Source organism: Saccharopolyspora sp. NPDC050642, from assembly GCF_040654735.1.
Classification (GTDB): Bacteria; Actinomycetota; Actinomycetes; order Mycobacteriales; family Pseudonocardiaceae; genus Saccharopolyspora; species Saccharopolyspora elongata.
This window is the reverse complement of the sequence record NZ_JBFAIN010000001.1, coordinates 11,390-31,478: the sequence shown is the minus strand read 5'-3', so window position 1 is coordinate 31,478 and position 20,089 is coordinate 11,390. Positions and strand designations below refer to the sequence as shown.

General features: G+C 72.4%; 22 protein-coding genes. 12 read left to right on the top strand and 10 right to left on the bottom strand.

What is annotated here, in order from left to right; genetic code table 11:
• Positions 1-48: 48 nt before the first annotated feature.
• Genes AB0H93_RS00155 through AB0H93_RS00135 form a run of 5 tightly spaced genes read left to right on the top strand, consistent with a single transcriptional unit; the run spans position 49 to position 5,597 of the window.
• Entirely contained in the window at positions 49-1,608 is a 1,560-nt protein-coding gene (locus tag AB0H93_RS00155; protein ID WP_358564936.1) for an ABC transporter substrate-binding protein, read from the top strand.
• Positions 1,605-2,546 carry an ABC transporter permease gene (locus AB0H93_RS00150; RefSeq protein WP_358564933.1) on the top strand — a complete coding sequence of 314 codons (942 nt, stop codon included), beginning with the start codon at positions 1,605-1,607 and terminating at the stop codon, positions 2,544-2,546. Before AB0H93_RS00155 ends, AB0H93_RS00150 begins: the two co-directional genes overlap by 4 nt.
• Entirely contained in the window at positions 2,543-3,337 is a 795-nt protein-coding gene (locus AB0H93_RS00145) for an ABC transporter permease subunit (RefSeq protein ID WP_358564930.1), read from the top strand. Before AB0H93_RS00150 ends, AB0H93_RS00145 begins: the two co-directional genes overlap by 4 nt.
• A 5-nt stretch (positions 3,338-3,342) precedes the next feature.
• On the top strand, positions 3,343-4,944 hold the full coding sequence (locus AB0H93_RS00140) for an ABC transporter ATP-binding protein (RefSeq protein ID WP_358566844.1): 1,602 nt from the start codon (positions 3,343-3,345) through the stop codon (positions 4,942-4,944).
• Positions 4,941-5,597, top strand: coding sequence for a TetR/AcrR family transcriptional regulator (locus AB0H93_RS00135; protein ID WP_358564928.1), 657 nt, complete (start codon positions 4,941-4,943; stop codon positions 5,595-5,597). The genes AB0H93_RS00140 and AB0H93_RS00135 overlap by 4 nt, the downstream gene beginning before the upstream one ends.
• Before the next feature lies 1 nt (position 5,598).
• On the opposite strand, the gene AB0H93_RS00130 is transcribed toward AB0H93_RS00135, so the two are convergent.
• Together AB0H93_RS00130 and AB0H93_RS00125 are read right to left on the bottom strand one after the other, a co-directional pair.
• Complete coding sequence (locus tag AB0H93_RS00130) at positions 5,599-6,336, bottom strand: haloacid dehalogenase type II (RefSeq protein WP_358564925.1); 738 nt, start codon at positions 6,334-6,336, stop codon at positions 5,599-5,601.
• A gap of 131 nt (positions 6,337-6,467) precedes the next feature.
• On the bottom strand, positions 6,468-7,592 hold the full coding sequence (locus AB0H93_RS00125; RefSeq protein ID WP_358564922.1) for a glutamate--cysteine ligase: 1,125 nt from the start codon (positions 7,590-7,592) through the stop codon (positions 6,468-6,470).
• 460 nt (positions 7,593-8,052) lie between these two features.
• Between AB0H93_RS00125 and AB0H93_RS00120 the strand changes: the two genes are divergently transcribed.
• From AB0H93_RS00120 to AB0H93_RS00110, 3 genes are read left to right on the top strand one after another with little or no spacing between them, the layout of a single operon-like run.
• Positions 8,053-8,289 carry a hypothetical protein gene (locus AB0H93_RS00120; RefSeq protein ID WP_093269954.1) on the top strand — a complete coding sequence of 79 codons (237 nt, stop codon included), beginning with the start codon at positions 8,053-8,055 and terminating at the stop codon, positions 8,287-8,289.
• Positions 8,286-8,825 carry a DUF6879 family protein gene (locus tag AB0H93_RS00115; protein WP_358564919.1) on the top strand — a complete coding sequence of 180 codons (540 nt, stop codon included), beginning with the start codon at positions 8,286-8,288 and terminating at the stop codon, positions 8,823-8,825. Before AB0H93_RS00120 ends, AB0H93_RS00115 begins: the two co-directional genes overlap by 4 nt.
• A complete protein-coding gene (locus AB0H93_RS00110; RefSeq protein ID WP_358564916.1) occupies positions 8,822-9,670 on the top strand; it encodes a helix-turn-helix transcriptional regulator in 849 nt (282 codons plus the stop codon). Before AB0H93_RS00115 ends, AB0H93_RS00110 begins: the two co-directional genes overlap by 4 nt.
• On the opposite strand, the gene AB0H93_RS00105 is transcribed toward AB0H93_RS00110, so the two are convergent.
• Entirely contained in the window at positions 9,636-10,832 is a 1,197-nt protein-coding gene (locus AB0H93_RS00105) for an MFS transporter (RefSeq protein WP_358564913.1), read from the bottom strand. The genes AB0H93_RS00110 and AB0H93_RS00105 overlap by 35 nt on opposite strands.
• A gap of 88 nt (positions 10,833-10,920) precedes the next feature.
• Between AB0H93_RS00105 and AB0H93_RS00100 the strand changes: the two genes are divergently transcribed.
• Positions 10,921-11,292, top strand: a complete 372-nt coding sequence (locus AB0H93_RS00100; protein WP_358564910.1) for a MerR family transcriptional regulator — start codon at positions 10,921-10,923, stop codon at positions 11,290-11,292.
• A 13-nt stretch (positions 11,293-11,305) separates the two neighbouring features.
• Here the strand turns inward: AB0H93_RS00100 and AB0H93_RS00095 are convergent, their stop codons facing one another.
• Entirely contained in the window at positions 11,306-12,040 is a 735-nt protein-coding gene (locus AB0H93_RS00095; RefSeq protein ID WP_358564907.1) for a methyltransferase domain-containing protein, read from the bottom strand.
• Between the two features lie 75 nt (positions 12,041-12,115).
• Positions 12,116-12,832, bottom strand: a complete 717-nt coding sequence (locus tag AB0H93_RS00090) for a flavodoxin family protein (protein WP_358564904.1) — start codon at positions 12,830-12,832, stop codon at positions 12,116-12,118.
• Between the two features lie 137 nt (positions 12,833-12,969).
• Between AB0H93_RS00090 and AB0H93_RS00085 the strand changes: the two genes are divergently transcribed.
• Positions 12,970-13,536, top strand: a complete 567-nt coding sequence (locus tag AB0H93_RS00085; RefSeq protein WP_132493742.1) for a helix-turn-helix domain-containing protein — start codon at positions 12,970-12,972, stop codon at positions 13,534-13,536.
• Between the two features lie 4 nt (positions 13,537-13,540).
• On the opposite strand, the gene AB0H93_RS00080 is transcribed toward AB0H93_RS00085, so the two are convergent.
• Complete coding sequence (locus AB0H93_RS00080) at positions 13,541-15,142, bottom strand: NAD(P)/FAD-dependent oxidoreductase (RefSeq protein WP_358564901.1); 1,602 nt, start codon at positions 15,140-15,142, stop codon at positions 13,541-13,543.
• 216 nt (positions 15,143-15,358) lie between these two features.
• Between AB0H93_RS00080 and AB0H93_RS00075 the strand changes: the two genes are divergently transcribed.
• Positions 15,359-15,784 (top strand): hypothetical protein, encoded by a 426-nt coding sequence (locus tag AB0H93_RS00075; RefSeq protein WP_358564898.1) that lies wholly within the window; start codon positions 15,359-15,361, stop codon positions 15,782-15,784.
• A gap of 1 nt (position 15,785) precedes the next feature.
• Here the strand turns inward: AB0H93_RS00075 and AB0H93_RS00070 are convergent, their stop codons facing one another.
• On the bottom strand, positions 15,786-16,790 hold the full coding sequence (locus AB0H93_RS00070) for an aldo/keto reductase family protein (protein ID WP_358564895.1): 1,005 nt from the start codon (positions 16,788-16,790) through the stop codon (positions 15,786-15,788).
• 235 nt (positions 16,791-17,025) lie between these two features.
• Here AB0H93_RS00070 and AB0H93_RS00065 point away from each other — a divergent pair, with 235 nt between their 5' ends.
• Positions 17,026-17,154 carry a hypothetical protein gene (locus AB0H93_RS00065; RefSeq protein WP_358564892.1) on the top strand — a complete coding sequence of 43 codons (129 nt, stop codon included), beginning with the start codon at positions 17,026-17,028 and terminating at the stop codon, positions 17,152-17,154.
• A gap of 35 nt (positions 17,155-17,189) precedes the next feature.
• On the opposite strand, the gene AB0H93_RS00060 is transcribed toward AB0H93_RS00065, so the two are convergent.
• Genes AB0H93_RS00060 through AB0H93_RS00050 form a run of 3 tightly spaced genes read right to left on the bottom strand, consistent with a single transcriptional unit; the run spans position 17,190 to position 20,052 of the window.
• Positions 17,190-18,041: an ABC transporter permease subunit gene (locus tag AB0H93_RS00060; RefSeq protein WP_358564889.1), complete on the bottom strand. Its 852-nt coding sequence runs from the start codon at positions 18,039-18,041 to the stop codon at positions 17,190-17,192.
• The gene (locus AB0H93_RS00055) at positions 18,038-19,003 is read right to left on the bottom strand and encodes an ABC transporter ATP-binding protein (RefSeq protein ID WP_358564886.1); all 966 of its coding nucleotides are present in this window, start codon (positions 19,001-19,003) and stop codon (positions 18,038-18,040) included. The genes AB0H93_RS00060 and AB0H93_RS00055 overlap by 4 nt, the downstream gene beginning before the upstream one ends.
• Positions 19,003-20,052: an outer membrane lipoprotein carrier protein LolA gene (locus AB0H93_RS00050; RefSeq protein ID WP_358564884.1), complete on the bottom strand. Its 1,050-nt coding sequence runs from the start codon at positions 20,050-20,052 to the stop codon at positions 19,003-19,005. The genes AB0H93_RS00055 and AB0H93_RS00050 overlap by 1 nt, the downstream gene beginning before the upstream one ends.
• Positions 20,053-20,089 lie beyond the last annotated feature (37 nt).

The window sequence follows — 20,089 nt, the reverse complement described above, 5'->3', positions numbered from 1 at the left end:
TGTCGTTGGTCTTGGTTCGGGACGCCTTCGAATGGAGAAAACCCCAGCATGCAACACGAATCCAGGCTCGTTCGCGGGCTGAGCCGGCGCGGCTTCCTGGGCCTGACGGCGGCGGGCGCCGCCGCGGCGCTGTCCGGCTGCGCCGGTGGGACCGGCGCCACCGCGGTCGGGCCGCCCCGCCCCGGCGGGCGGTTACGCGCGGCGTTCTCCGGCGGCGGCGCGGCCGAGGTGCTCGACCCGCACAAAACCGACCTGTACATCGAGATCGCCCGCGCCAAGGCGCTGTTCGACAAGCTCGCCGACTACGGCTCGGACATGTCCCCGCAGCCCCGGCTGGCGGAGCGCTGGGAGCCCAGCCAGGACCTGCTCACCTGGCGGATCACCTTGCGGCGGGCGGCCTTCCACGACGGGCGGCCGGTGCGCCCGGCCGACGTGCTGGCCAGCTTCGCGCGGATCGTGGAGCCGGGCAGCAGCCGTCGGGCGAAGGCCAGCCTGCAGGTGATCGACCTGCCTGGCAGCCGCGAGCTCGACGACCGCACCATCGAGTTCCGCCTCAAGCGGCCCTACGCGGAGTTCCCCAACGCGCTCGCCACGCTGGGCGCCTACATCGTCCCGGAGGGCACGCGGGACTTCGACCGGCCGGTGGGTTCCGGGCCGTTCCGCTTCGTCTCCTTCCAGCCCGGCCGCAACTTCGTCGCGGCCCGCAACCCCGACTACTGGGACGGCGCGCCGCACCTGGACGAGCTGGAGATCGTCGTGACCAACGACGAGGCGGCGCGGGTCAACGCGCTGCTGGGCGGGCAGGTCGAGTACGCCCACGACCTGACACCGACCAGCGCCCGCACGCACGAGAACACCGGCCGGGTGCGGGTGCACCGGCTGCCGCTGAGCAACTTCCACGGGCTGGTCATGAAGACCGACCGTCCGCCGTTCGACCGGCCCGAGCTGCGCCAGGCGATGTTCCACCTGGTGAACCGGGACGAGCTGGTCAGGTCGGTGCTGCAGGGCTCCGGGCAGCTCTGCAACGACCTCTACGGCAAGGGCTACCGGTACTACGCCGACTCGCTGCCGCAGCGCGCCCAGGACCTCGACCGGGCCCGCGCCCTGATCAAGCAGGCCGGCGCGGAGGGCCTCGCGATCGACTTCGACACCTCCGACGCCTCGACCGGGCTGAAGGAGGCGGCGCTGGCCATCGCCGACCAGGCCAGGCAGGCCGGGCTGAACCTCAACGTCCGGCTGGGCAACAAGGACACCTACTGGTCCGACATCGCCAAGAACGGGGTGCTCGCCAGCTACCGGTCCGGCGCGATGCCGCTCGAATCGCACATCTCGCAGCGCCTGCTGACGACCTCGACGACCAACAACACCAAGTGGCAGCGCCCGGACTTCGACGCGCTCTACCACGAGGCGCAGTCCACTGCGGACGATGCCCGCCGCGAGCAGCTGTACTTCCAGATGCAGGACCGGCTGCACCGCGAGGGCGGTTTCCTGTGGTGGGGCGTGTCGGACTGGATCGTCGCGTCGGCGCCGAACGTGGGCGGCATCGACGACCGGGCCCCGGCCAACACGCTGGACTGGGCCCGCTACGACAAGGTGTGGCTGGCGTGACCCGTTACGTCCTCCGGCGGGTGCTGCTGGGCGTGGTGCAGGTCGTCCTGGTGATGGCCGCGGTGTTCTTCCTGACCGAGGCCCTGCCTGGCGACGCGGCCGTCACGATCGCCGGGGACAACCCGGACCCGGCGATCATCGCGCTGCTGCGCGAACAGCTCGGCCTGAACGAGCCCGCGTGGCAGCGCCTCGGCGGCTGGCTGCTCGGCGCGCTGCACGGCGATTTCGGCCAGTCGCTGGTCGGGCCGCGGGCCGTGGCCGACATCATCGGCGCGGCGCTGGGGCCGACGCTGCTGCTCGCCGGGCTGACCCTCGTGCTGCTCGTGCCGCTGTCGGTGGCGCTGGGCATGCTCGCCGCGCACCGCGAAGGCGGCCGGATCGACCGGGTCGTCACCAGCGGCACGCTCGGCCTGTACTCGGCGCCGGAGTTCGCGATGGGCGTGCTGGTAGTGACCGTGTTCGCGGTGCAACTGGGCTGGTTCCCGCCCACTGCGGTCGGATCCGGCTCGCTGCTGGGCGATCCGGCGGTGCTGGTCCTGCCGGTCTTCGTGCTGCTGCTGCGCCCGATCTGCTCGCTGAGCAGGCTGGTGCGCGCGGGCATGATCGACGCGCAGCGGGCCGAGTACGTCCGCCACGTCCGCAGGCTCGGCATCTCGCCGGCCCGCACCCGCTTCGCGCACGCGCTGCCCAACGCCATCGCTCCCGCGGTGCAGCAGCTGGCCCGGACCGCGGACTGGCTGATCGGCGGCGTGATCGTGATCGAGGCGATCTTCGTCATCCCCGGTCTGGGCACGACGCTGGTCGAGGCGGTCTCGGCGCGGGACCTGCCGGTGATCCAGGGCCTGGCGGTGGTGCTCGCCGGCACCACGGTGCTGGTCAACCTGGCGGCGGACATCGCGGCCCGCGGCCTGGCGCCGGCGTCGGAGGTGGGCCGGTGAACAAGTACTTGCTGCCCGCGGCGCTGGTGGGCGTGCCGGTCCTGCTGGCGCTGTTCGGGCCGCTGTTCGCCACCGGCGACACGGCCAAGGACGTGGCCTTCGCGCTCGGCGGCGGTCATTGGTTCGGGACCGACTTCGTCGGCCGGGACGTGTGGAACGAGGTGCTGCTGGGCGGCCGGTCGCTGGTGCTGACCGCCGCGACCGCGACGGCCTGCACCTACCTGCTGGCGGTCCCGCTGGGACTGGCGGCGGGCATGACGAAGAGCCGCCTGCTCGACGAGGCGCTGATGAGGCCGCTGGACCTGGTGCTGGCGATCCCGTCGATGCTGATGCTGTTGCTGCTCGCCTCGATCGCCCCCGACGCCCCGTGGGTGCTGATCGGGATCGTCGCGCTGATCAACCTGCCGGACGTGGTGCGGATCAGCCGCGCGTCGGCGCTTTCGCTGGCCAGCGGGCCGGCGGTGGAGGCGATGCGCCTGCAGGGGGAGAGCCGGCTGCGCATCGGCGTCGGCTACGTGGCCCGCGCGATGCGCCGGACGCTCGCCGCGGACCTGGGCACCCGCTTCACCGGGGCGATCTACCTGGTCGCGTCGGCGAGCTTCCTGGGCGTCGGGATCTCGCCGGGCGCCAGCGACTGGGCGGCGATGGTCGACCGCAACCGGACCGGCCTGTTCATCCAGCCGTGGGCGGTGGCGCTGCCCGCACTGCTGATCGTGCTGCTGTCGGTGGGCGTGAACCTGGCGTTCGACCGGTGGCTGCGCGCTCGTTCGACCGCTCTGGAGGCGCGTTGACCGTCGTGGAAGTCCGCAACCTCACCGTCGCCGCCGGCGGCCGCGAGATCGTCTCCGGGGTGTCGTTCGCCCTGGCGGCGGGCGAGGTGACCGCGCTGGTCGGCGAGTCCGGCAGCGGGAAGACCACCACGGCCCTGGCGCTGCTCGGCGAACGGCCCGCCGGTGCGAGCGTCACGGGCTCGGTGGAAGTCGCCGGTGTCGCGGTGGATGCCGGCCACCCGCCGGAACCCGGCCTCGTCGGCTACATCCCGCAGCATCCTTCGGCTGCGCTGAACCCGGTTCGCCGCATCGGTTCGGTGCTGCACGAGATCGCGCGCCTGCACGTCCGCGCCGGCACCCGCGCGGAGCGCAGGCGGCTGGTGCGGGCGCGGGTGCTCGAAGCGCTCCGCCAGGCGCAACTGCCGGACGGCGAGGAGCTGCTGCGGCGATACCCGCACCAGCTTTCCGGCGGGCAGCAGCAACGCGTCGTGCTGGCGCACGAGCTCGTCGGCCGCCCGCGCGTCGTGGTCGCCGACGAACCGACCACCGGCCAGGACGCGGTGACCCGCGCCCGGCTGGTCGGGGAGCTGAGAGCCGTTGCGGCGCAGGGCATCGCGGTCCTGCTGCTGACCCACGACCTGGACCTGGTGCGCGAGCTGGCGCACCGGGTGCTGGTCATGAACGGCGGCGGCATCGTCGAATCCGGCCCGCGCCGGGAGGTCCTCGATTCTCCCCGGCACGACTACACGAAGCGCCTGATCGCCGCGCAACCCGGCCGCACCGCCGAGCCCGGCCGTGTCGGAGGAGGGCGACCGCTGGTGACGGTGCGCGCGGTGACCGCGGGCCACGGCCGGGTGGACACGCTGCGCGAGGTGACGCTGGACATCCGCGCGGGCGACAAGCTGGCGGTGGTGGGGCGCTCGGGCAGCGGCAAGACCACGCTCGCGCGCTGCATCGCTGGCCTGCACCCGCACCGCCTCGGCGAGATCCGCTTGGACGGCGATCTGCTGTCGCCGCGGCTGCGCAGGCGCACCCGGGACCAGCTCGCCCGGATCCAGTACGTGTTCCAGGACGCGCGGGCGTCGTTCAACGAGTTCGTCCCGGTCCTCGACCAGGTCGCCCGGACCGCCGAAAGGCTGCGCGGCGCAACGAGTTCGGCGGCGCGCGCCGAGGCGGTCGAGGGCCTTGTCCGCCTCGGCGTGCCGGAGTCCGGCGCGGCCCGGCTGCCGCGATCCCTGTCGGGCGGCGAACTCCAGCGCGCGGCCCTGGTCCGCGCCCTGCTCGGCGGGCCGGAGCTGCTGATCTGCGACGAGATCACCTCGGGTCTCGACGCGCTGACCCAGGCCGAACTGCTCGACCTGCTCAACGGGGTGCACCGGGACACGGGCACGGCCCTGGTGGTGATCACCCACGACCTGGCGGTGGCGACGAGCCTCGCCGACCGGCTCCTGATCATGCACGAGGGGGAGATCGCGGAGCAGGGCGAGACCGAGGCGGTCGTCGCAGCCCAGAAGCACGCGGCCACGAGGGAACTCCTCGACGCGGCGTCGCGGAGCCGGGCGCCGCTGGGTGGAGGTGTCCATTCGAGTGAACCCGTGAGTTCAGCGAGGGGTAGCATGTCGGCGTGAGCGGAGCGGGCACAACGGCGGCGTCGGGGCGCAGCGCCTCGCGCGGTCGCATCGACAAGCGCCAGGCGATCCTGGACGCGGCGATGCGGGTTTTCGCCCGCGAGGGATACGCGCAGGCCGGGGTGGACGCGATCGCGGCGGAGGCCGGCGTCGCCAAGCCCACCGTGTACAACCACTTCGGCGACAAGGAGAACCTGTTCCGGCAGGCGATCGCCGCCGACGCGGACCGGGCCCTCGCGCGGAACATGGAGGTCGTCGACCAGCTGCGCAGCGAGGGCGACCTGCGGCCGATGCTGGAAGAGGTCGGCTTCCGCCTGCTCCAGTGCCACTGCGACGACCGCTCCTGGGCGCTGCGCCGGTTGCTCTACGCCGAGCTGGGCAGGTTCCCCGACCTGATCGACATCGTCCGGGGCCGAGCGTCGGACCGCGTCACCGAAGCGCTCGCCGACCGACTCGCCCGGCTCGCGCTGGCGGGTCGCCTGCGCGCGTGCGATCCGGCCGAGGCCGCCGAGCAGTTCGCGGCGCTGCTGACCGGCCCGATGGAAGCGCGGGCCCGCCTGGGCACCCGCCAGGTGCCCGACGACGAGCTCCGGGCCGTGGCAGCGGCCGCGGTCCGCACCTTCCTGCAGGCCTTCGCGCCGGAAGCGGACTAGGTCAGGTCGCGTGGTCGCGCAGTTGCGTCGCCAGGTCCCGGATGTCGCGGGCGATGACGTCCCAGGTGTCGGTGGCGTGCAGGTCCGTCTGCTGGGTGGGTCCGTACTCCTGCGGCCGCGCCACGAACGCCGTCCGGAACCCGACGCTGCGGGCCGCCGCCAGGTCCGAGTTGTGCGCCGCGCACAGCATGACCCGGTTCGGCGGCAGGTCGAGCAGCCGGGCCGCGCCGAGGTAGGCGTTCGGGTCCGGCTTGTAGGCGCGGATCACGTCGGAGCCGATGATGACGTCCCAGGGCAGCCCGGCGTGCTTGGCCATGTTGGTCAGCAGCGCGAGGTGCCCGTTGGACAGCGGGCCGATGATGAAGTGCCGCTTGAGCTCGGTCAGCCCGGGCACGCTGTCGGGCCAGCCGTCGAGCCGGTGCCAGGCCCGGTTGAGCCACTCCAGGTCGGCCGGCTCGATCCGGTCGACGGGCAGGCCCATCTCCTCCGCCGTCGCGATCAGGTTCTCCCGGTGCAGCTCGTCGAGGTTGACGAACTCCCTGGTGCCGTTGCGGATGGGCGCCATCGAAGGCTGGTAGCGCGCCCGCCACTGGAGCGCGAACTCGGCGGCGTCGACCTCGACGCCGCACCGGAACGCGATCGCCTCCACGGCGTCGGTCACGCCGGACCGCCAGTCGACCACGGTGCCGAAGGTGTCGAAGAGAACGGCGTCCACGATCCGCTGCGGAGCTGCGGCCATCGCTGGACCTCCCTTTGTCGGGTGGCGCTTCGGGGGCCGAGCCTAGCAAGGCGGCGGGGCGAAATGTAGATCAACTCGGTGAGATCTGCTCAACAGCACGGTTAATCCGAAAATCCAATGTGGACGTTCCATCAGGTGGGTGGGGCGGTGCCGGTTTGCTCGGCGAGCAGGTCGATGACGTCGGCGATGTCCTGCCGGCGCGCGTGCGCCAAGCGCTGGCGGTGGGCCCCGCTGCCGCGTCGCAGGAGCCGGTCGAGGGCGCCGGTCACCACCTGCGTGTCGCCGCTGGCGTCCAGCGCGGGCAGGGCCGTCTTGACCAGCTCGTCCAGCAGCGAGCGCGCGGGCACGAGTTCCCCGGTGCCGTCGAGCCCCTGGCCCTCCAGGCCGTCGTGCGCGGCGCGCCACAGCGCGAGGCGGAGCCGCTCGTCGGGTAACTCCGGCGCGGGGCGGTCCTCGGCGACGTCCTGCAGTGCCACCGTGGCCAGCGCGCGCACCAGGAGCGCCAGCAGCAGAGCTTCGTCCGCCGTGCCGGCCGCGTCCGCCACCCGGATCTCCAATGTGGACAGATGTGGCGCCGGCCGGACGAGCCAGTAGACCATGGCGCGGTCGAGCGCGGCGCCGCTGGCCAGCAGCAGGTCGACGGCGCGCTGGTAGGACGCCGGGTCGCGGTGCACCGGCGGTGGTCCGGCCGATGGCAGCCGGGACCAGACGATCGTTCGCCAGCTGGCGTGCCCGGTGTCCCGGCCGTCGCAGAACGGGGAGTTCGCGGTGAGCGCGAGCAGCGCGGGCAGGTGCGGGCGCAGGTGGTTGGACACGGCCAGGCTGGTGGCCAGGTCGGGCATGCCGACGTGGACGTGGCAACCGGTGGTGGCGTGCGAGTCCAGCAGCAGCCCGAACCGGTCGCCGATGCGCCGGTACCGGGGTTTGTCGGTGATCGGGACGGGATCGGGCATGCCGAGCGGGGAGTAGCCGGTGGAGACCATTCGGAGGTTGCGCCGGCCCGCCGCGGCGACGAGGCTGCGCCGGGCCGAGATCAGGTGGTCGTGCGCCTCGGCCGCGGTGCGGCACACGGGAGTGTTGGCCTCCAGCTGGAAGCGGGCGAACTCCGCCGTGAAGTCGCTGGTGGCATCGCTTCCGGTCGCCGGTACCTCGCGGAGGACGTCGGCGGCTCGCGGCGTCGGTCGGCCGGTGCCGGGATCCAGGACCAGGAACTCCTCTTCGATCCCGAACGTCGGGTGTGGCGAGCCGCGATCCATCGAACGCCCCCTTCCGGTTCGGTGGTCCTCGCGAACCGGAGCCAGTTTCGGGCCCGCGGCTGGGTTTGTCACTCGCCCGGAAGTCGTTCGACGGCCCGGATTCACCCCTTCGGCGCCGAGCCATCAAGGTGGTTTCCGCCGTGACCGCGCGGCGCTGCAGCAGGTCACGGCGGTCCATTGTGGATGGTTCCAGGCCGGCCCGGTGCGAGTCGGGGTTCAGCACCGGGCCGGGGACTTCTGGAGGTCCGGGGAGAGCTCGCCCGCCAGTCGATCTCCCCGTGGCCCGTCGATGATCGAAGTATGGGGAACCGGCCGCGCGCATTTCAAGCAATTCAAGCAATTCCCCGGAATTCCAACCCGAACGGCCCAGTTGATCACGTCGGTGCATCACCCGGTTCGGCTGTTTGAGTTGCGCGGCGGGCCGACGCTTGACCGAATGCTTGTATTGCACAGACGATGCATGAATCTTCTCGACGAGGAGGAGCACGTGAAGTTGACCTTCCAGGGAACGACGTCGCACGCCGGTACCTGCCCCACGCTGTACAGCACCGACCAGGGAACCTACGTCGTCCAGGGCTACAAGGTCACCGACCCCGAAGCACTCGCCGCGCTCCGCGAGCGCGGGCTCCCCGACCACGAGACCGCGGTGGAGGTCCCGGCCGCGTTGCTCGACTTCGTGCCGAAGGCGGCACCGTGAGTTCCTGGGTGTTACCCGGCGCGGAGTTCGACGAACTCCTGCGCTCGTTCGAGCGCCGGGCGTGGCGGTGGGAATGCCAGGGCACCTACCGCCAGCCCGACGAAGCCGAACCCTGGCGCCGCTGGCGGGCGGGCGAGCCGGACGACCTGCGCTGGCTGCGGCCCTGGCTGGACCAGGTCGCGGCGGCGACCCGCGCGGGCCGGCTCGTCTCCCGGGTGCGCGTCTTCGGGGAACCGCCCACCGAGTACCAGCGCTGGCAGCTCGACGTCGGCCCGGCCAACATCGCCGCCGGCGAGGACATCCGGGTGCTGACCCAGGCCGAAGCGGCCGAGCTGGGCCTGCCGACCAGCGACTTCTGGCTCTTCGACGAGACCAGGGTCGCGTTGATGCACTACGAGGACCAGCGATTCGCTGGCACCGAGATCATCGCCAGCCCGCGGGAGGTGGACCGCTACCGGGCCTGGCGGGAGATCGCATGCGATCATGCGATTCCATTGATGGTTTACCTGCACGACCTGCCCCAGAGGAGCCGGTGACGGATTTCGACACACGCCGCCTGGCGTTCGGCGACGCATTGCGTCGGCTGCGCCTGGCGGCCGGGCTGTCCGGGAAACAGCTCGCCGAACTAGCCGGGTGGACGCCGTCCAAGGTCTCGCGGGTGGAGACGGCGAAGCAGTCCGTCTCCGACGCGGACGTGGTCGCCTACTGCCGGCTGACCGGTGCTGCCGACGATGCGGCGGCCGAGCTGCGGCAGGAGCTGCGCGAGATCCGCATCGAGGCGGCGAGCTGGAAGCGCCAGCTGCGCACCGGGAATCGCGCCCGGCAGGAGTACGGCCGGCAGCTGGAGGACGGTGCCGAACGCATCCGGCTGTTCGAGATCGCGCTGGTTCCCGGCCTGGTGCAGACCGCCGAGTACGCCCGGCACGTCTTCGAGGTCGTCGCGGACCTGCACCAGAGCTCGCGGGACATCGCCGAGTCGGTCGAGCAGCGGATGGCCCGCCAGAGCGTCCTGTTCAACCCGCGCACGTCCGTGGAGGTCCTCTGCTCCGAAGCCGCGCTGCGGCATCCCATCGCCCCACCGCAGGTGATGGTCGGCCAGCTCGACCGATTGCTGGCCCTGGCGGGCATGTCCACGACGCGGCTGGCGATCGTGCCGCTGGACGCGCAGCTGACCGTCGTTCCGCTGCACGGCTTCGTCATCATCGACGGCCTCGTGCTGGTGGAGACGGTCAACACGGAGATGACCATCGCCGACCCCGACGACCTGGCGCGGTTCCACCGCGTCTTCGACGGCCTGCTGTCCGCTGCGCTGGAGGGCGCCGAGGCCCGTGCCTTGCTGCAGCGGCTCATCGCGCACTACGCGGCGGCCGATCAGCCGTGAGCACCGAGTAGATCAGCAGGGACAGCAGGGCGAGAGCCGCCGCGATCCACGGCAGCGGGGTGGCGTCGCCCGCCAGGTCGAGCGCCGCTCCGCCCAGGTAGGCGCCCGCCGCGATGGCGACGTTCCAGACGGTGATGGTCAGCGACTGGGCCACGTCGGCGTCCCGCCCCGCGACCCTGGCCGCGGCGGCCGGGAACATCGTCGGCGCGCCGCCGAAAGCCAAGCCCCACAACGCGACCGAGGCGAACAGCACCACCGGCAGTGCCGCGGCCATTCCGATCAGCGCCACCGCGATGCCGATCAACAACGCCGCGGAGAGGATCAGCAGGCGCAGGCGGCGGTCGATCAGCGCGCCGACGATCCAGATGCCCAGCACCGAAGCGACGCCGAAGACGAGCAGGACGGCGCTGAGCAGCTCCACCCGCCCGGCGGCGGCGAGCACCGGGCCGATGTAGGTGTAGAGGACGTTGTGCCCGAGGACCAGCGCGAACGTGGTGGCCAGCACGGCCGGGAAACCGCGGGTGGCAAGGACTTCCAGGGGGTTCGCGCGCTGCTGCGCCGGTTGTCCGGGCAGCGGCGGGACCTGCCAGAGCACCCAGCCGACCAGCGCCGCGGTGATGACCGCCATGGCGCCGAAGGCGTACCGCCACCCGATCAGCTCCCCGAGCACCGTCCCGGCCGGGACCCCGATGGCGAACCCGATCGGCGTGCCCACCATCGCGATCGCCAGCGCCCGGCCGGCGCGTTCCGCCGGCACGATCCGCATCGCGTAGCCGGCGATCATCGCCCACATCACCCCGGAGACCGCGCCCGCCAGCACCCGCGCCACCAGCGTCAACGGGTACCACGGCGAAATCGCGGTGACGCCGTTGACCACGGCGAACCCGAGGATCAGGCCGAGCAGCAGCGCGCGGCGCGGCAGCCGCCGGGTCAGCGCCGTCAGCGGCACCGAGGTGGCCGCCGTGCTGATCGCGTACACCGACACCAGCTGTCCGGCCTGCGACTCCGAGACCCGCAGATCGGCGCTGATCGGGAGCAGCACCCCGGCGGGCAGCGTCTCGGTCAGGCAGCCGATGAGCACCACGGTGGCGAACGCCGACAGGGCGCCGATCGGCAGTTTCGCGCTCGAACCCGCCGCGCGGGCCTCCACGTCCGAAGTCATGGCCCCACCCTGAAGACCTCACACAAGTGTGAGGGCAAGCGATCCGCCGGTGACGTGGCGCACACCGGATGCCGGGGATAATGGCCGCATGCGGATCGGTGAGCTGGCGGAGCGGACCGGGGTGTCGGTGCGGCTGTTGCGCTACTACGAGGAGCAGGACCTCATCCGGCCGGCCCGGGACGAGCTCGGGCACCGCGCCTACGGCGAGGGCTCGGTGGACCGGGTGCTGAAGATCCGCGGCCTGCTGGAATCCGGGATCCCGACCCGGATCATCCGCGACATCCTGCCCTGCCTGGACAAGCCCGGCGCCATCCACATGCGCATCGTCGCCCCGGAGATGCTCGCGAACCTGGAGCGGGAGCGGGCGAACATCCAGCGGCGGATCGAGTCGCTGACCGCGAACCGCGACGCGATCGACGACTACCTGACCCAGGCCCGGCCGCGGGTCCGCTCCGAGTAGTCCACTGTGGAAGTCAGGCGGCCCGCCGCGCGCTGATCCACAGCACCGGTCCGGTGCGGTGGGTGTGCACGACGTCCATCCCGGCGGCCCGCAGCGATTCCGCGACCTGCTCGGCGTCGAAGAACTTCAGGCCGGACCGGCCGCCGGTCAGCTTCGCCGCCTGGTGCAGCAGGCCGCCGCGCGGCGTCGGCACCATGACCGCGAGCCAGCCGCCGGGCGCGAGCACCCGCGCCATGCCGCCGAGTACCTCGTGCGGCTCGGGGATCAGCTGCAGCGCCGCGAGGCTGGTGACCAGGTCGAACGTGCCGTCGGGGAACGGCAGCTCGCGCGCGTCGGCGCGGAGGAAACCGACGTTGTCGGCGGTTTCGGTGCGGGCGGCCCGCGCGAGCATCGGGCGGGAGACGTCGACGCCGATCGCGAGCCCGGCGGGCCCGACGGCGCGGCCCAGCTGCGAAGTGACGTTGCCCGGCCCGCAGCCGACGTCGAGCACCAGCCCGCCGGACGGCGGGCGCGCCTGGGTGGGCAGCCGATACCACATCGGCAGCACCCGGCGGGTGAACGACTGCAGGTGGTCGTAGCAGGCGGATCCCGCGCCGGACTCCCAGAACGACTGGATCGGGCCGGACGGTTCCGCCGCCTGCCCGCCGAGCAGGTCCAGGTATCCGCCGTCGAAGTCCGGGTGTTCGGGCGCGGGCGACAACAACGGCAGCACCCGCTCGAACACCGCGGGCGTGGTCTGGTCGGTCATGCGCACCTCTCACTGGTCGGCACGCCCAGCGTAGGGTCGCGGCGGCGCCGGTGACCAGTGCCCGAACGGCGGAGGTCAGCGGTGTTCGGGGTTCTCGAAGTGGGGCCGGCAGCCCGCGTCCCACTCCGTGCGCTGGTTGCCGTAGGCGGGGAATCCGCCCGCCCGGTCGAGCATCGCCGCCACGTGCATGAGGTTGTAGGTCATGAACGTGGTGTTGCGGTTGGTGAAGTCGTTGCCCGGCCCGCCGGAGTCGGGGTCCAAATAGGACGGTCCGGGGCCGATCGAGCCGATCCAGCCCGCGTCGGCCTGCGGCGGGATGGTGTAGCCGAGGTGCTGGAGGCTGTAGAGGACGTCCATCGCGCAGTGCTTGACGCCGTCCTCGTTGCCGGTGATCAGGCAGCCGCCGGTGCGGCCGTAGTACGCGTACTGGCCGGCGTCGTTGAGCAGCGACGAGCAGCCGTAGAGCCGTTCGATCACGTGCTTCATCACGGAACTGTTGTCGCCGAGCCAGATCGGCCCGGCCAGCACCAGGATGTTGGCGGCCAGCACGCGCTGGTAGAGCTGCGGCCATTCGTCGGTGGCCCAGCCGTGCTCGGTCATGTCCGGCCAGACGCCGACGGCGATGTCGTGGTCGATCGCCCGGATGTTGTCGACCTCGACGCCGTGGCGGCGCATGATGCCCGCGCTGAGCTCCAGCAGGCCTTCGGTGTTGCTGCGTTCCGGCGAGCGCTTGAGCGTGCAGTTGATGAACAGCGCCCGCAGGTTGTCGAAAACTGGTTCGGCCTCGGTCATCGCCCCTCGCCCCCCGGCAACGTCTCCGCGCGGCCAGTGCAGCACCGACCACGGGGCCGGGCAACTCCGGTGGCCGCGCGGAATGTTGACGGCGGTAACATCGGGTGGGACGGCGGCGACCCGGGGAAGGGGCAGCGGTGGGGGACAGGCGGCGCGGTGTGCAGGACGCGGACATCCGCCTCGGCGCGGCGATCCGGTCCCGCCGCAAGGAGCTCGGGCGCACCCTGGTCCAGGTCGCCGCGGACACCGGGCTCTCGCACCCGTTCCTGAGCCAGGTCGAGCGCGGGCGGGCGCGGCCGTCGATGCGCTCGCTGTTCCTGATCGCCGAATCGCTGCGCACGACGCAGCAGGCGCTGCTGGCGGAGGCCGCCCCCTCGGCGGGCGGCGTCCGGTTGGAGCGCGGCGCCGGGCAGGTGGTGGACTCGGTACGGCTGCTCGACCACTTCGAGCAGGGCGCCGACGTGACCGAGATGGTGGTCAGCACCGAGGAGTTCGAGGAGTACTTCAGCCACGCCCGCCGCGAATTCGTCTACGTGGTCTCGGGCTCGCTGGAGGTGGAACTCCTGGAGGAGCCGGAGAAGCCGACCCTGCACGCGCTCGGCCCGCGCGACAGCATCGCCTACCCCGGCCACACCGGGCACCGCCACCGCCGCACCGGCCCGGAACCGGCCCTGGTGCTGATCGTCCACTCCGGACCGGCCTAGCCCCTCACGCGGTGAGGTGGAAGCCGCGGTAGCCGCCGGCGGCGACCTCCCGGCAGTGCTCCCGGTAGGTGCCGACGCCGCCGATGTAGGGCATGAAGACCCTCGGCTTGCCCGGCACGTTCGCCCCCATGTACCAGGACGCCGCGCGCGGGTAGAGGGTTTCGGCGGCGACCGCGTTCACGTGCTCGCCCCAGGTCCGCTCGGCGTCGGCGGCGGCCTCGCTGCGCGTGAACCCGTTGTCGCGCAAGTGCTCCAGGTGCTCGCCGATCCACTCCACGTGCTGCTCGATGGACACGATCATGTTGCTGAGCACCGAAGGGCTGCCGGGCCCGGTGATGGTGAACAGGTTCGGGAAGCCCGCGCTGGCCAGCCCCAGGTAGGTCCGCGGCCCTTCGGCCCACTTCTCCCGCAGGCGCAGGCCGCCGGGACCCCGGATGTCGATGCGGTTCAGCGGCCCGGTCATCGCGTCGTAACCGGTGGCGAACACGATGACGTCGAACTCGAAGTCCCGGTCGCCGACCCGCAGCCCGCCGGGCGTGATCGCCGAGATCGGCGTGCGCCGGATGTCGACCAGGGACACGTTGTCGCGGTTGTAGGTGGCGTAGTAGTCCGTGTCGACGCAGATCCGCTTGGTGCCGATGGGGTGGTCGTGCGGGCAGAGCAGCTCGGCGGTAGCGGGATCGTCGACGATCTCCCGGATCTTGTCCCGCACGTAGTCCGCCGAGAGCTCGTTGGCCGCCGGGTCGCGCAGGGTGTCGGGATACGTCGCGGTGAACGTGGTTCCGCCGATGCCCCAGCGCCGGTCGAGTTCGGCCTTGAACTCGGCGGCGGGCACCTCGGTGGCGTTGCGCTGCAACCGCTCGGCGAGGATCCCGCTCTGCGTCATCCGCGCCTCGGCGCGCAGCCTCGCGTAGTCGGCCTTCACGCGGCGCTGTTCCGCCGGGCTCAACGGGTGGTTCTGGGCCGGGATGCTGAACTGCGCGGTCCGCTGGAACACGGTGACCTGCGCGGCCTGCCCGGCGATGACCGGGATCGCCTGGATCGCCGACGAGCCGGTGCCGATCACCCCGACCCGCTTGCCGGTGAAGTCCACTTCCTCGTGCGGCCAGCGGCCGGTGTGGTACGACTCGCCGCGGAACGTGCCGATGCCGGGGAAGTCGGGGGTCTGGGTGGCCGACAGGCAGCCGACCGCGGTGATCAGGAACCGCGCGGTGATCTCGGCGTCGTCGGTTCGCACGGTCCACCGGCCGGTCTGCTCGTCGAAGGCGGCGGCCCGGACGTTGGTCTCGAAGGAGATGTCGCGCCGCAGGTCGAAGCGGTCGGCCACGTGCCGGGCGTAGCGCAGGATCTCCGGCTGCGACGGGTATCGCTCGGTCCACTGCCATTCCTGCTGCAGCTCCTCGGAGAAGGAGTAGCAGTAGTAGAGGCTTTCGATGTCGCAGCGGGCGCCCGGATACCGGTTCCAGTACCAGGTTCCGCCGACGTCCGTGCCGCGCTCGTAGACGTGCGCGCGGAATCCCTTGTCGCGCAACGTCTTGAGCATGTACATGCCGGCGAAACCGGCGCCGATGATGATCGCGTCGTACCGCGGGTCGTGCTCGTTCATCCGGCTGCACACTCCCTCTTCGCGGGGGCTGGCTGGGCGGGTGGCCGCTCGGCAACTGATCGATCGCTCAGTCGAGCTTGCAACGCCGAACCCGGCGAAGGCAAGGCCGGATTCGGCCGGGTGCCGTCGTCCGGGATTCGTCAGAATGGCGTACGCGGGATGTCAATCCGGCCGCGACGTCGGGGTGCCGCGAGCCCCGGGGTGTCTAATGGGGGCATGAGGCATCCGCATTCGCAGGTCTTGCCAGGGGGTTTCGGATATCCGCTCGGGTTCGCCAGCGGGTTCGTCGTGACCGCGGCGTGCATCCCCGTCGGGGATGCGGCGCGTCCCGCGGCCGCGGCGATCGGGTTGGCGATCCTGGTCGCGGTCGTATCGGCGGTCACCACCGTGCCGGCCGCCGCCGCGACAACGGCTGTGTGCTGGGGTTTCTACGACACGTTCGCCATCGGAGTGCGCGGCGACCTGACCTTCGACCAGGCGGCCGCGGTCGGGCTCGGCGTGCTCGTCTGCGCCTGCGCGGTCGGGCTGGTCGCGGGCGCGGTCTCCCGGGCGAGGCGCCGCCACGCGACGCTGGCGGACGCGCCGTTCGTGCCGGCGCCGCGCCAAGGTTCATCGCCGCTGTGGGAGAAGCTCAGCCACTAGCTCACTTCCGGGCCTTCGGGGCGTTCTCGGCGGTCTTCGCCGGGTTGCGCTCCGCGACCGGGGCGAGGATTTCCTCCATTCGCCGCAGCAGCCTGGCTTCGAGCCGGACGCCGGACGCCGCGACGTTCTCGGCGATCTGCTCGGGCCGGGAGGCGCCGATGATGGCCGCCGAGACGTTCGGGTTCTGCAGCACCCAGGCCACCGCCAGCTGCGCCGGCGACAGGCCCGCCTCGGCGGCCAGCGGCTCGAGCTTCTGCACGCGCTCCAGCACGTCGTCCCGGAGGAAGCGGGCGACGAAGTTCGCGCCGCCGTTGGAGTCGGTGGCGCGGGAACCCGCCGGCGGCGCGGACCCGGGCAGGTACTTGCCGGTGAGCACGCCCTGCGCGATGGGCGACCAGACGATCTGGCCGATGCCCAGCTCCGCCGAGGCCGGCACCACCTCGTCCTCGATCACCCGCCACAGCGCCGAGTACTGCGGCTGGTTGGACACCAGCGGCACGTGCAGCTCGCGGGCCAGCGCGTGACCGGCGCGGATCTGCTCGGCGGTCCATTCCGAAACGCCGATGTAGTGCGCCTTGCCGGCCAGGACCACGTCGGCGAGGGCCTCGATGGTCTCCTCCAGCGGGGTTTCCGGGTCGTAGCGGTGCGCCTGGTAGAGGTCGACGTGGTCGGTCTGCAGGCGGCGCAGCGAGGCGTCGATGGACTCCATGATGTGCTTGCGGCTGAGCCCCCGGTCGTTGCGGCCCGGCCCGGTGGGGAAGTAGACCTTGGTGAAGATCTCCAGCCCCTCGCGCCGCTCGCCCCGCAGCGCGCGGCCCAGGACGGCCTCGGCGCGGCCCTCGGCGTAGACGTCGGCGGTGTCGAAGGTGGTGATGCCTGCGTCCAGCGCGGCGCGGATGCACGCCGTCGCGGCGTCCTCGGCGACCTGGGACCCGTGGGTGATCCAGTTGCCGTAGGCGATCTCGCTGATGACCAGGCCGCTGCGGCCGAGATGGCGGAACTCCATGGCACCCCTCCGGAGGCGGACGACGGACTCGAACCTACCGGCCCGCCCCGGCGGCGCGCGGTGAAATTTTCCTTGCGCAACTGGCGAGTAACGAGCAATGTGTCCGACGCACGTTCTGGACGGGGCAGCGCCCCGGACGAGGTGCGGCCTGGCGGGACAACGGAGTCTTGCCAGGCGTCGGGGATTCGGAGCGGGCGCCGCGGGCGGCCGGTCCGGCGGGATCGAAGGGTTCGAATTGCGCCACCACCGGCAGCAGAGATCAGTTCGAAGCGACCGGACGACGATCGGCTGGGACCGAGGCGGAACGACGCGCCTGCTGCTGCGGGCCGCGTGGCTGGAGCTGTACGCGATGCTGCTGCGCTGATGCCGGGGTGCGGAGGCGTCGCCGCCCCCGCACCGTCAGGCGTCCTTGGTGACCACGCGCGCGATGGCCGCCGAAAGGCCGATGAGCAGGTAGCAACCCGCGCGGAGCAGGCCGGTGACCAGCGTGTCGCCGCTGATCGGGTCGCGCAGCACGTCCATCACCGCCGACCAGTCGGTGGTGATCAGCAGCGGTTGCAGCCAGTCCAGGGCCGGGATCGTGCCGAGCACGCCGAACACGATCAGGCCGCCCATGGTGGCGGCCATGACCACCAGCGGGTGCTCGGTGAGCGACGAGATCGCCAGCGCGACTGCTCCGACCGCGGCCATCTGCACCGCGGACCACCCGGCGGCCAGCGCCACCCGGCCCAGCGCCGAGCCGATCGGCAACGTGGTCCCGGACAGGGTGACCATGCCGTCGCCGCCGACGATGACCAGCCCGGTGAGGACGCCGCTGACGGCGATGACGGCCACCGCGAGCACCGCCATCACCAGCACGCCGGCGGCCTTGACGCCGACCAGCCGCACCCGCCCCACGGGCGCGAGCAGCAGACCGCGCAGCGTGCCGTGCGCCGACTCGCCGGCCAGCGCGTCGGCCGCGACCATCGCCACGACCAGCGGCAGCAGCAGTGTCTGCGCGAGCACCAGGGCCGCGACCGGCAGCACCAACCCGTTTCCGGCCACTGCGGCCAGGAGGGAACCGCCGCCGCGGCCGCCCGGACCGCCGGTGACGGCGATCGCGGTGCCGAGGAGCACCGGGAGGCCCGCCAGCAGGACGAGCGCGAGCAGGTTGCGCGGCCTGCGCAGCACCCACCGCAGCTCGGCCAGCAGGACGCGCCCCAACGGCGCGGACGTCCGCCCCGCCGTCGCGGTTGCGTCGATCGCTGTCACAGCTCCTCCTCGGTCAGCCGGGCGAAAAGGTCCTCCAGGCCGGTCCGGGCCAGCCGCGCTTCGTGCACCGGAACACCGGCGTGGACGAGCATCGCGACGGCCTCCGCGGAGTCCACATCGGACAGATCGGCGCGGACCGCCCCGGCCTCCTCCCGGGCCTGCACGCCCTTGCCGGTCAGCGTCGCCACCGCACCGGAAGCGTCCGATGTGGACACCACGAGGTGCGGCGCGCCGGCCTCCAGCATGGCGGCGAGTTCGCCCTGCGCGACCAGCGAACCGCGGTGCAGCACCGCGACGTGCGTGCAGGTCGCCTCGATCTCGGCGAGCAGGTGCGAGGACACCAGCACCGTCGTGCCCGCCGCGTGCAGCTCCGCGATGATCCGGCGGATCTCGCGGGTGCCCGCTGGGTCCAGGCCGTTGGTCGGCTCGTCGAGCACGACCAGCTCGCGCGGCACCAGCAACGCCGCCGCCAGGCCCAGCCGCTGCTTCATGCCCAGCGAGTAGCCCCGGTACCGGCGGCCCGCGGCCGCGCCCAAGCCGACGCGTTCCAGCGCCTGCTCGACCACTCCGCGGATCTCCGGGCCGCGCAGCGCCGGTTCCATCGCCGCGCAGCGCAGCAGGTTCTCCCGGCCGGACAGGAACGGGTGGAAGCCCGGGCCTTCGACCAGCGCGCCGACCCGCGGCAGCACCCGGCCGCTGTGCTCCGGCAACCGGTTGCCCAGCAGCTCGACCGTGCCGGAGGTGGGGGCGGTGAGGCCCAGCAGCATCCGGATCGTGGTGGTCTTGCCCGAACCGTTGGGGCCGAGCACGCCGACCACCCCGCCGCGCGGGACCGCGAGGTCGACGCCCGCCACCGCGACGGTCCGGCCGTAGGTCTTGCGCAGGCCGGCGGTGCGCGCCGCGAGATCGCCCGCGGTGGGGGCGGCCGTCGCCGCCCCCACCGCTTCGACTGCGTTCGCCATCACGCCCCGCCGAGTGCGGCGGTGAGCACCTGCTCCGGCACCGCACCGGCCGCGACGCGGCCGTCGGAGGTGAGCAGGGCGTTGCCCGCCGCCGTGCCGATGATCCAGCCGTTGCCCCACGGCCCGCTGACCGGCTTGCCGACCTGCTCGGCGACCTGGCGCAGGTCCTGGCCGCCCTGCTGCTTCTCCTGCTGCTGCGGCAGCTGGGCCACCACGACCAGGTCCCAGCCGTCGCCGACGACCTCGTGCTCGCCCTGCGGGTGCTCCGGGCGCTGCTGCGGCGCGTGTTCGGCCTTGCCGTCCGTCACCTCCGCGCCGGCGGGCGGGGTGAACCGGAACAGGGCCGGGTCCGGGGCGCTGAGGTCGATGTCGCTGAAGCCGACCTGGAACGCCGGGTCGTTCGAACCGTTGGTGAGCACCGAGAGCTCCAGCGGGATGCGCTTCTCCGCGTCCACCGCGACCCGCACCTCGCGCAGCAGGGTGCGCTCGGTTGGCTTCGGCGTGAGCACCAGCTCGTAGGCGTCGCGGCCGGCGACGCTGGCCGTGCCGTCCACCTTCACGTCGCTGGTCTGCCGGAGCTTGTCGATGATCTGGCGGGCCGCCGCGGCGGGATCGGCCGGGCCCTGGTGCTCGGCGGATTCCGGCGCGTGTCCCGCCGAGCGGACCACCTTCTGCTCGGCCGAATCCCACTTCCACACCGTCGAGCCGTCGTCGACGACGGTCATCTCACCGTTGTGCGAGGGCACCGAGACGCGGTGGCGGCCCTGGCCGTCGGCCCACACCTGGAACTTGCTGGTGCCGTCGGAAAGGAGCTCGGAGGCCTGGCCCGCGCCCGGGATCGCGGGCAGGCCGAGCGCGTTGTCCACCTCGACGGTGCCGGTCAGCGCCGGCGGGTTCGCCCGCATCACCGACTCCACCAGCTGCTCCGGCGCCACCGGGGGTAACGCCGGGGCGGCGCCGGCGCCGGCGGGCAGCGCGAGCGCGGTCAGGCCGAGCACGCCCACCGCGGCACCGGCGGTCGCCGCATAAGCCACGTTCTTCCGTTTCATGAGACTCCTCCTGTCGGGTCCTGGGGCAAGCGTGGCT

Coding starts and splice junctions, on each gene's coding strand:
- AB0H93_RS00155 (WP_358564936.1), top strand. CDS start 49: ATGCAACACGAATCCAGGCTCGTTCGCGGGCTGAGCCGGCGCGGCTTC.
- AB0H93_RS00130 (WP_358564925.1), bottom strand. CDS start 6,336: ATGGCCGCAGCTCCGCAGCGGATCGTGGACGCCGTTCTCTTCGACACC.
- AB0H93_RS00125 (WP_358564922.1), bottom strand. CDS start 7,592: ATGGATCGCGGCTCGCCACACCCGACGTTCGGGATCGAAGAGGAGTTC.
- AB0H93_RS00120 (WP_093269954.1), top strand. CDS start 8,053: ATGAATCTTCTCGACGAGGAGGAGCACGTGAAGTTGACCTTCCAGGGA.
- AB0H93_RS00105 (WP_358564913.1), bottom strand. CDS start 10,832: ATGACTTCGGACGTGGAGGCCCGCGCGGCGGGTTCGAGCGCGAAACTG.
- AB0H93_RS00100 (WP_358564910.1), top strand. CDS start 10,921: ATGCGGATCGGTGAGCTGGCGGAGCGGACCGGGGTGTCGGTGCGGCTG.
- AB0H93_RS00095 (WP_358564907.1), bottom strand. CDS start 12,040: ATGACCGACCAGACCACGCCCGCGGTGTTCGAGCGGGTGCTGCCGTTG.
- AB0H93_RS00090 (WP_358564904.1), bottom strand. CDS start 12,832: ATGACCGAGGCCGAACCAGTTTTCGACAACCTGCGGGCGCTGTTCATC.
- AB0H93_RS00080 (WP_358564901.1), bottom strand. CDS start 15,142: ATGAACGAGCACGACCCGCGGTACGACGCGATCATCATCGGCGCCGGT.
- AB0H93_RS00075 (WP_358564898.1), top strand. CDS start 15,359: ATGAGGCATCCGCATTCGCAGGTCTTGCCAGGGGGTTTCGGATATCCG.
- AB0H93_RS00070 (WP_358564895.1), bottom strand. CDS start 16,790: ATGGAGTTCCGCCATCTCGGCCGCAGCGGCCTGGTCATCAGCGAGATC.
- AB0H93_RS00055 (WP_358564886.1), bottom strand. CDS start 19,003: ATGGCGAACGCAGTCGAAGCGGTGGGGGCGGCGACGGCCGCCCCCACC.
- AB0H93_RS00050 (WP_358564884.1), bottom strand. CDS start 20,052: ATGAAACGGAAGAACGTGGCTTATGCGGCGACCGCCGGTGCCGCGGTG.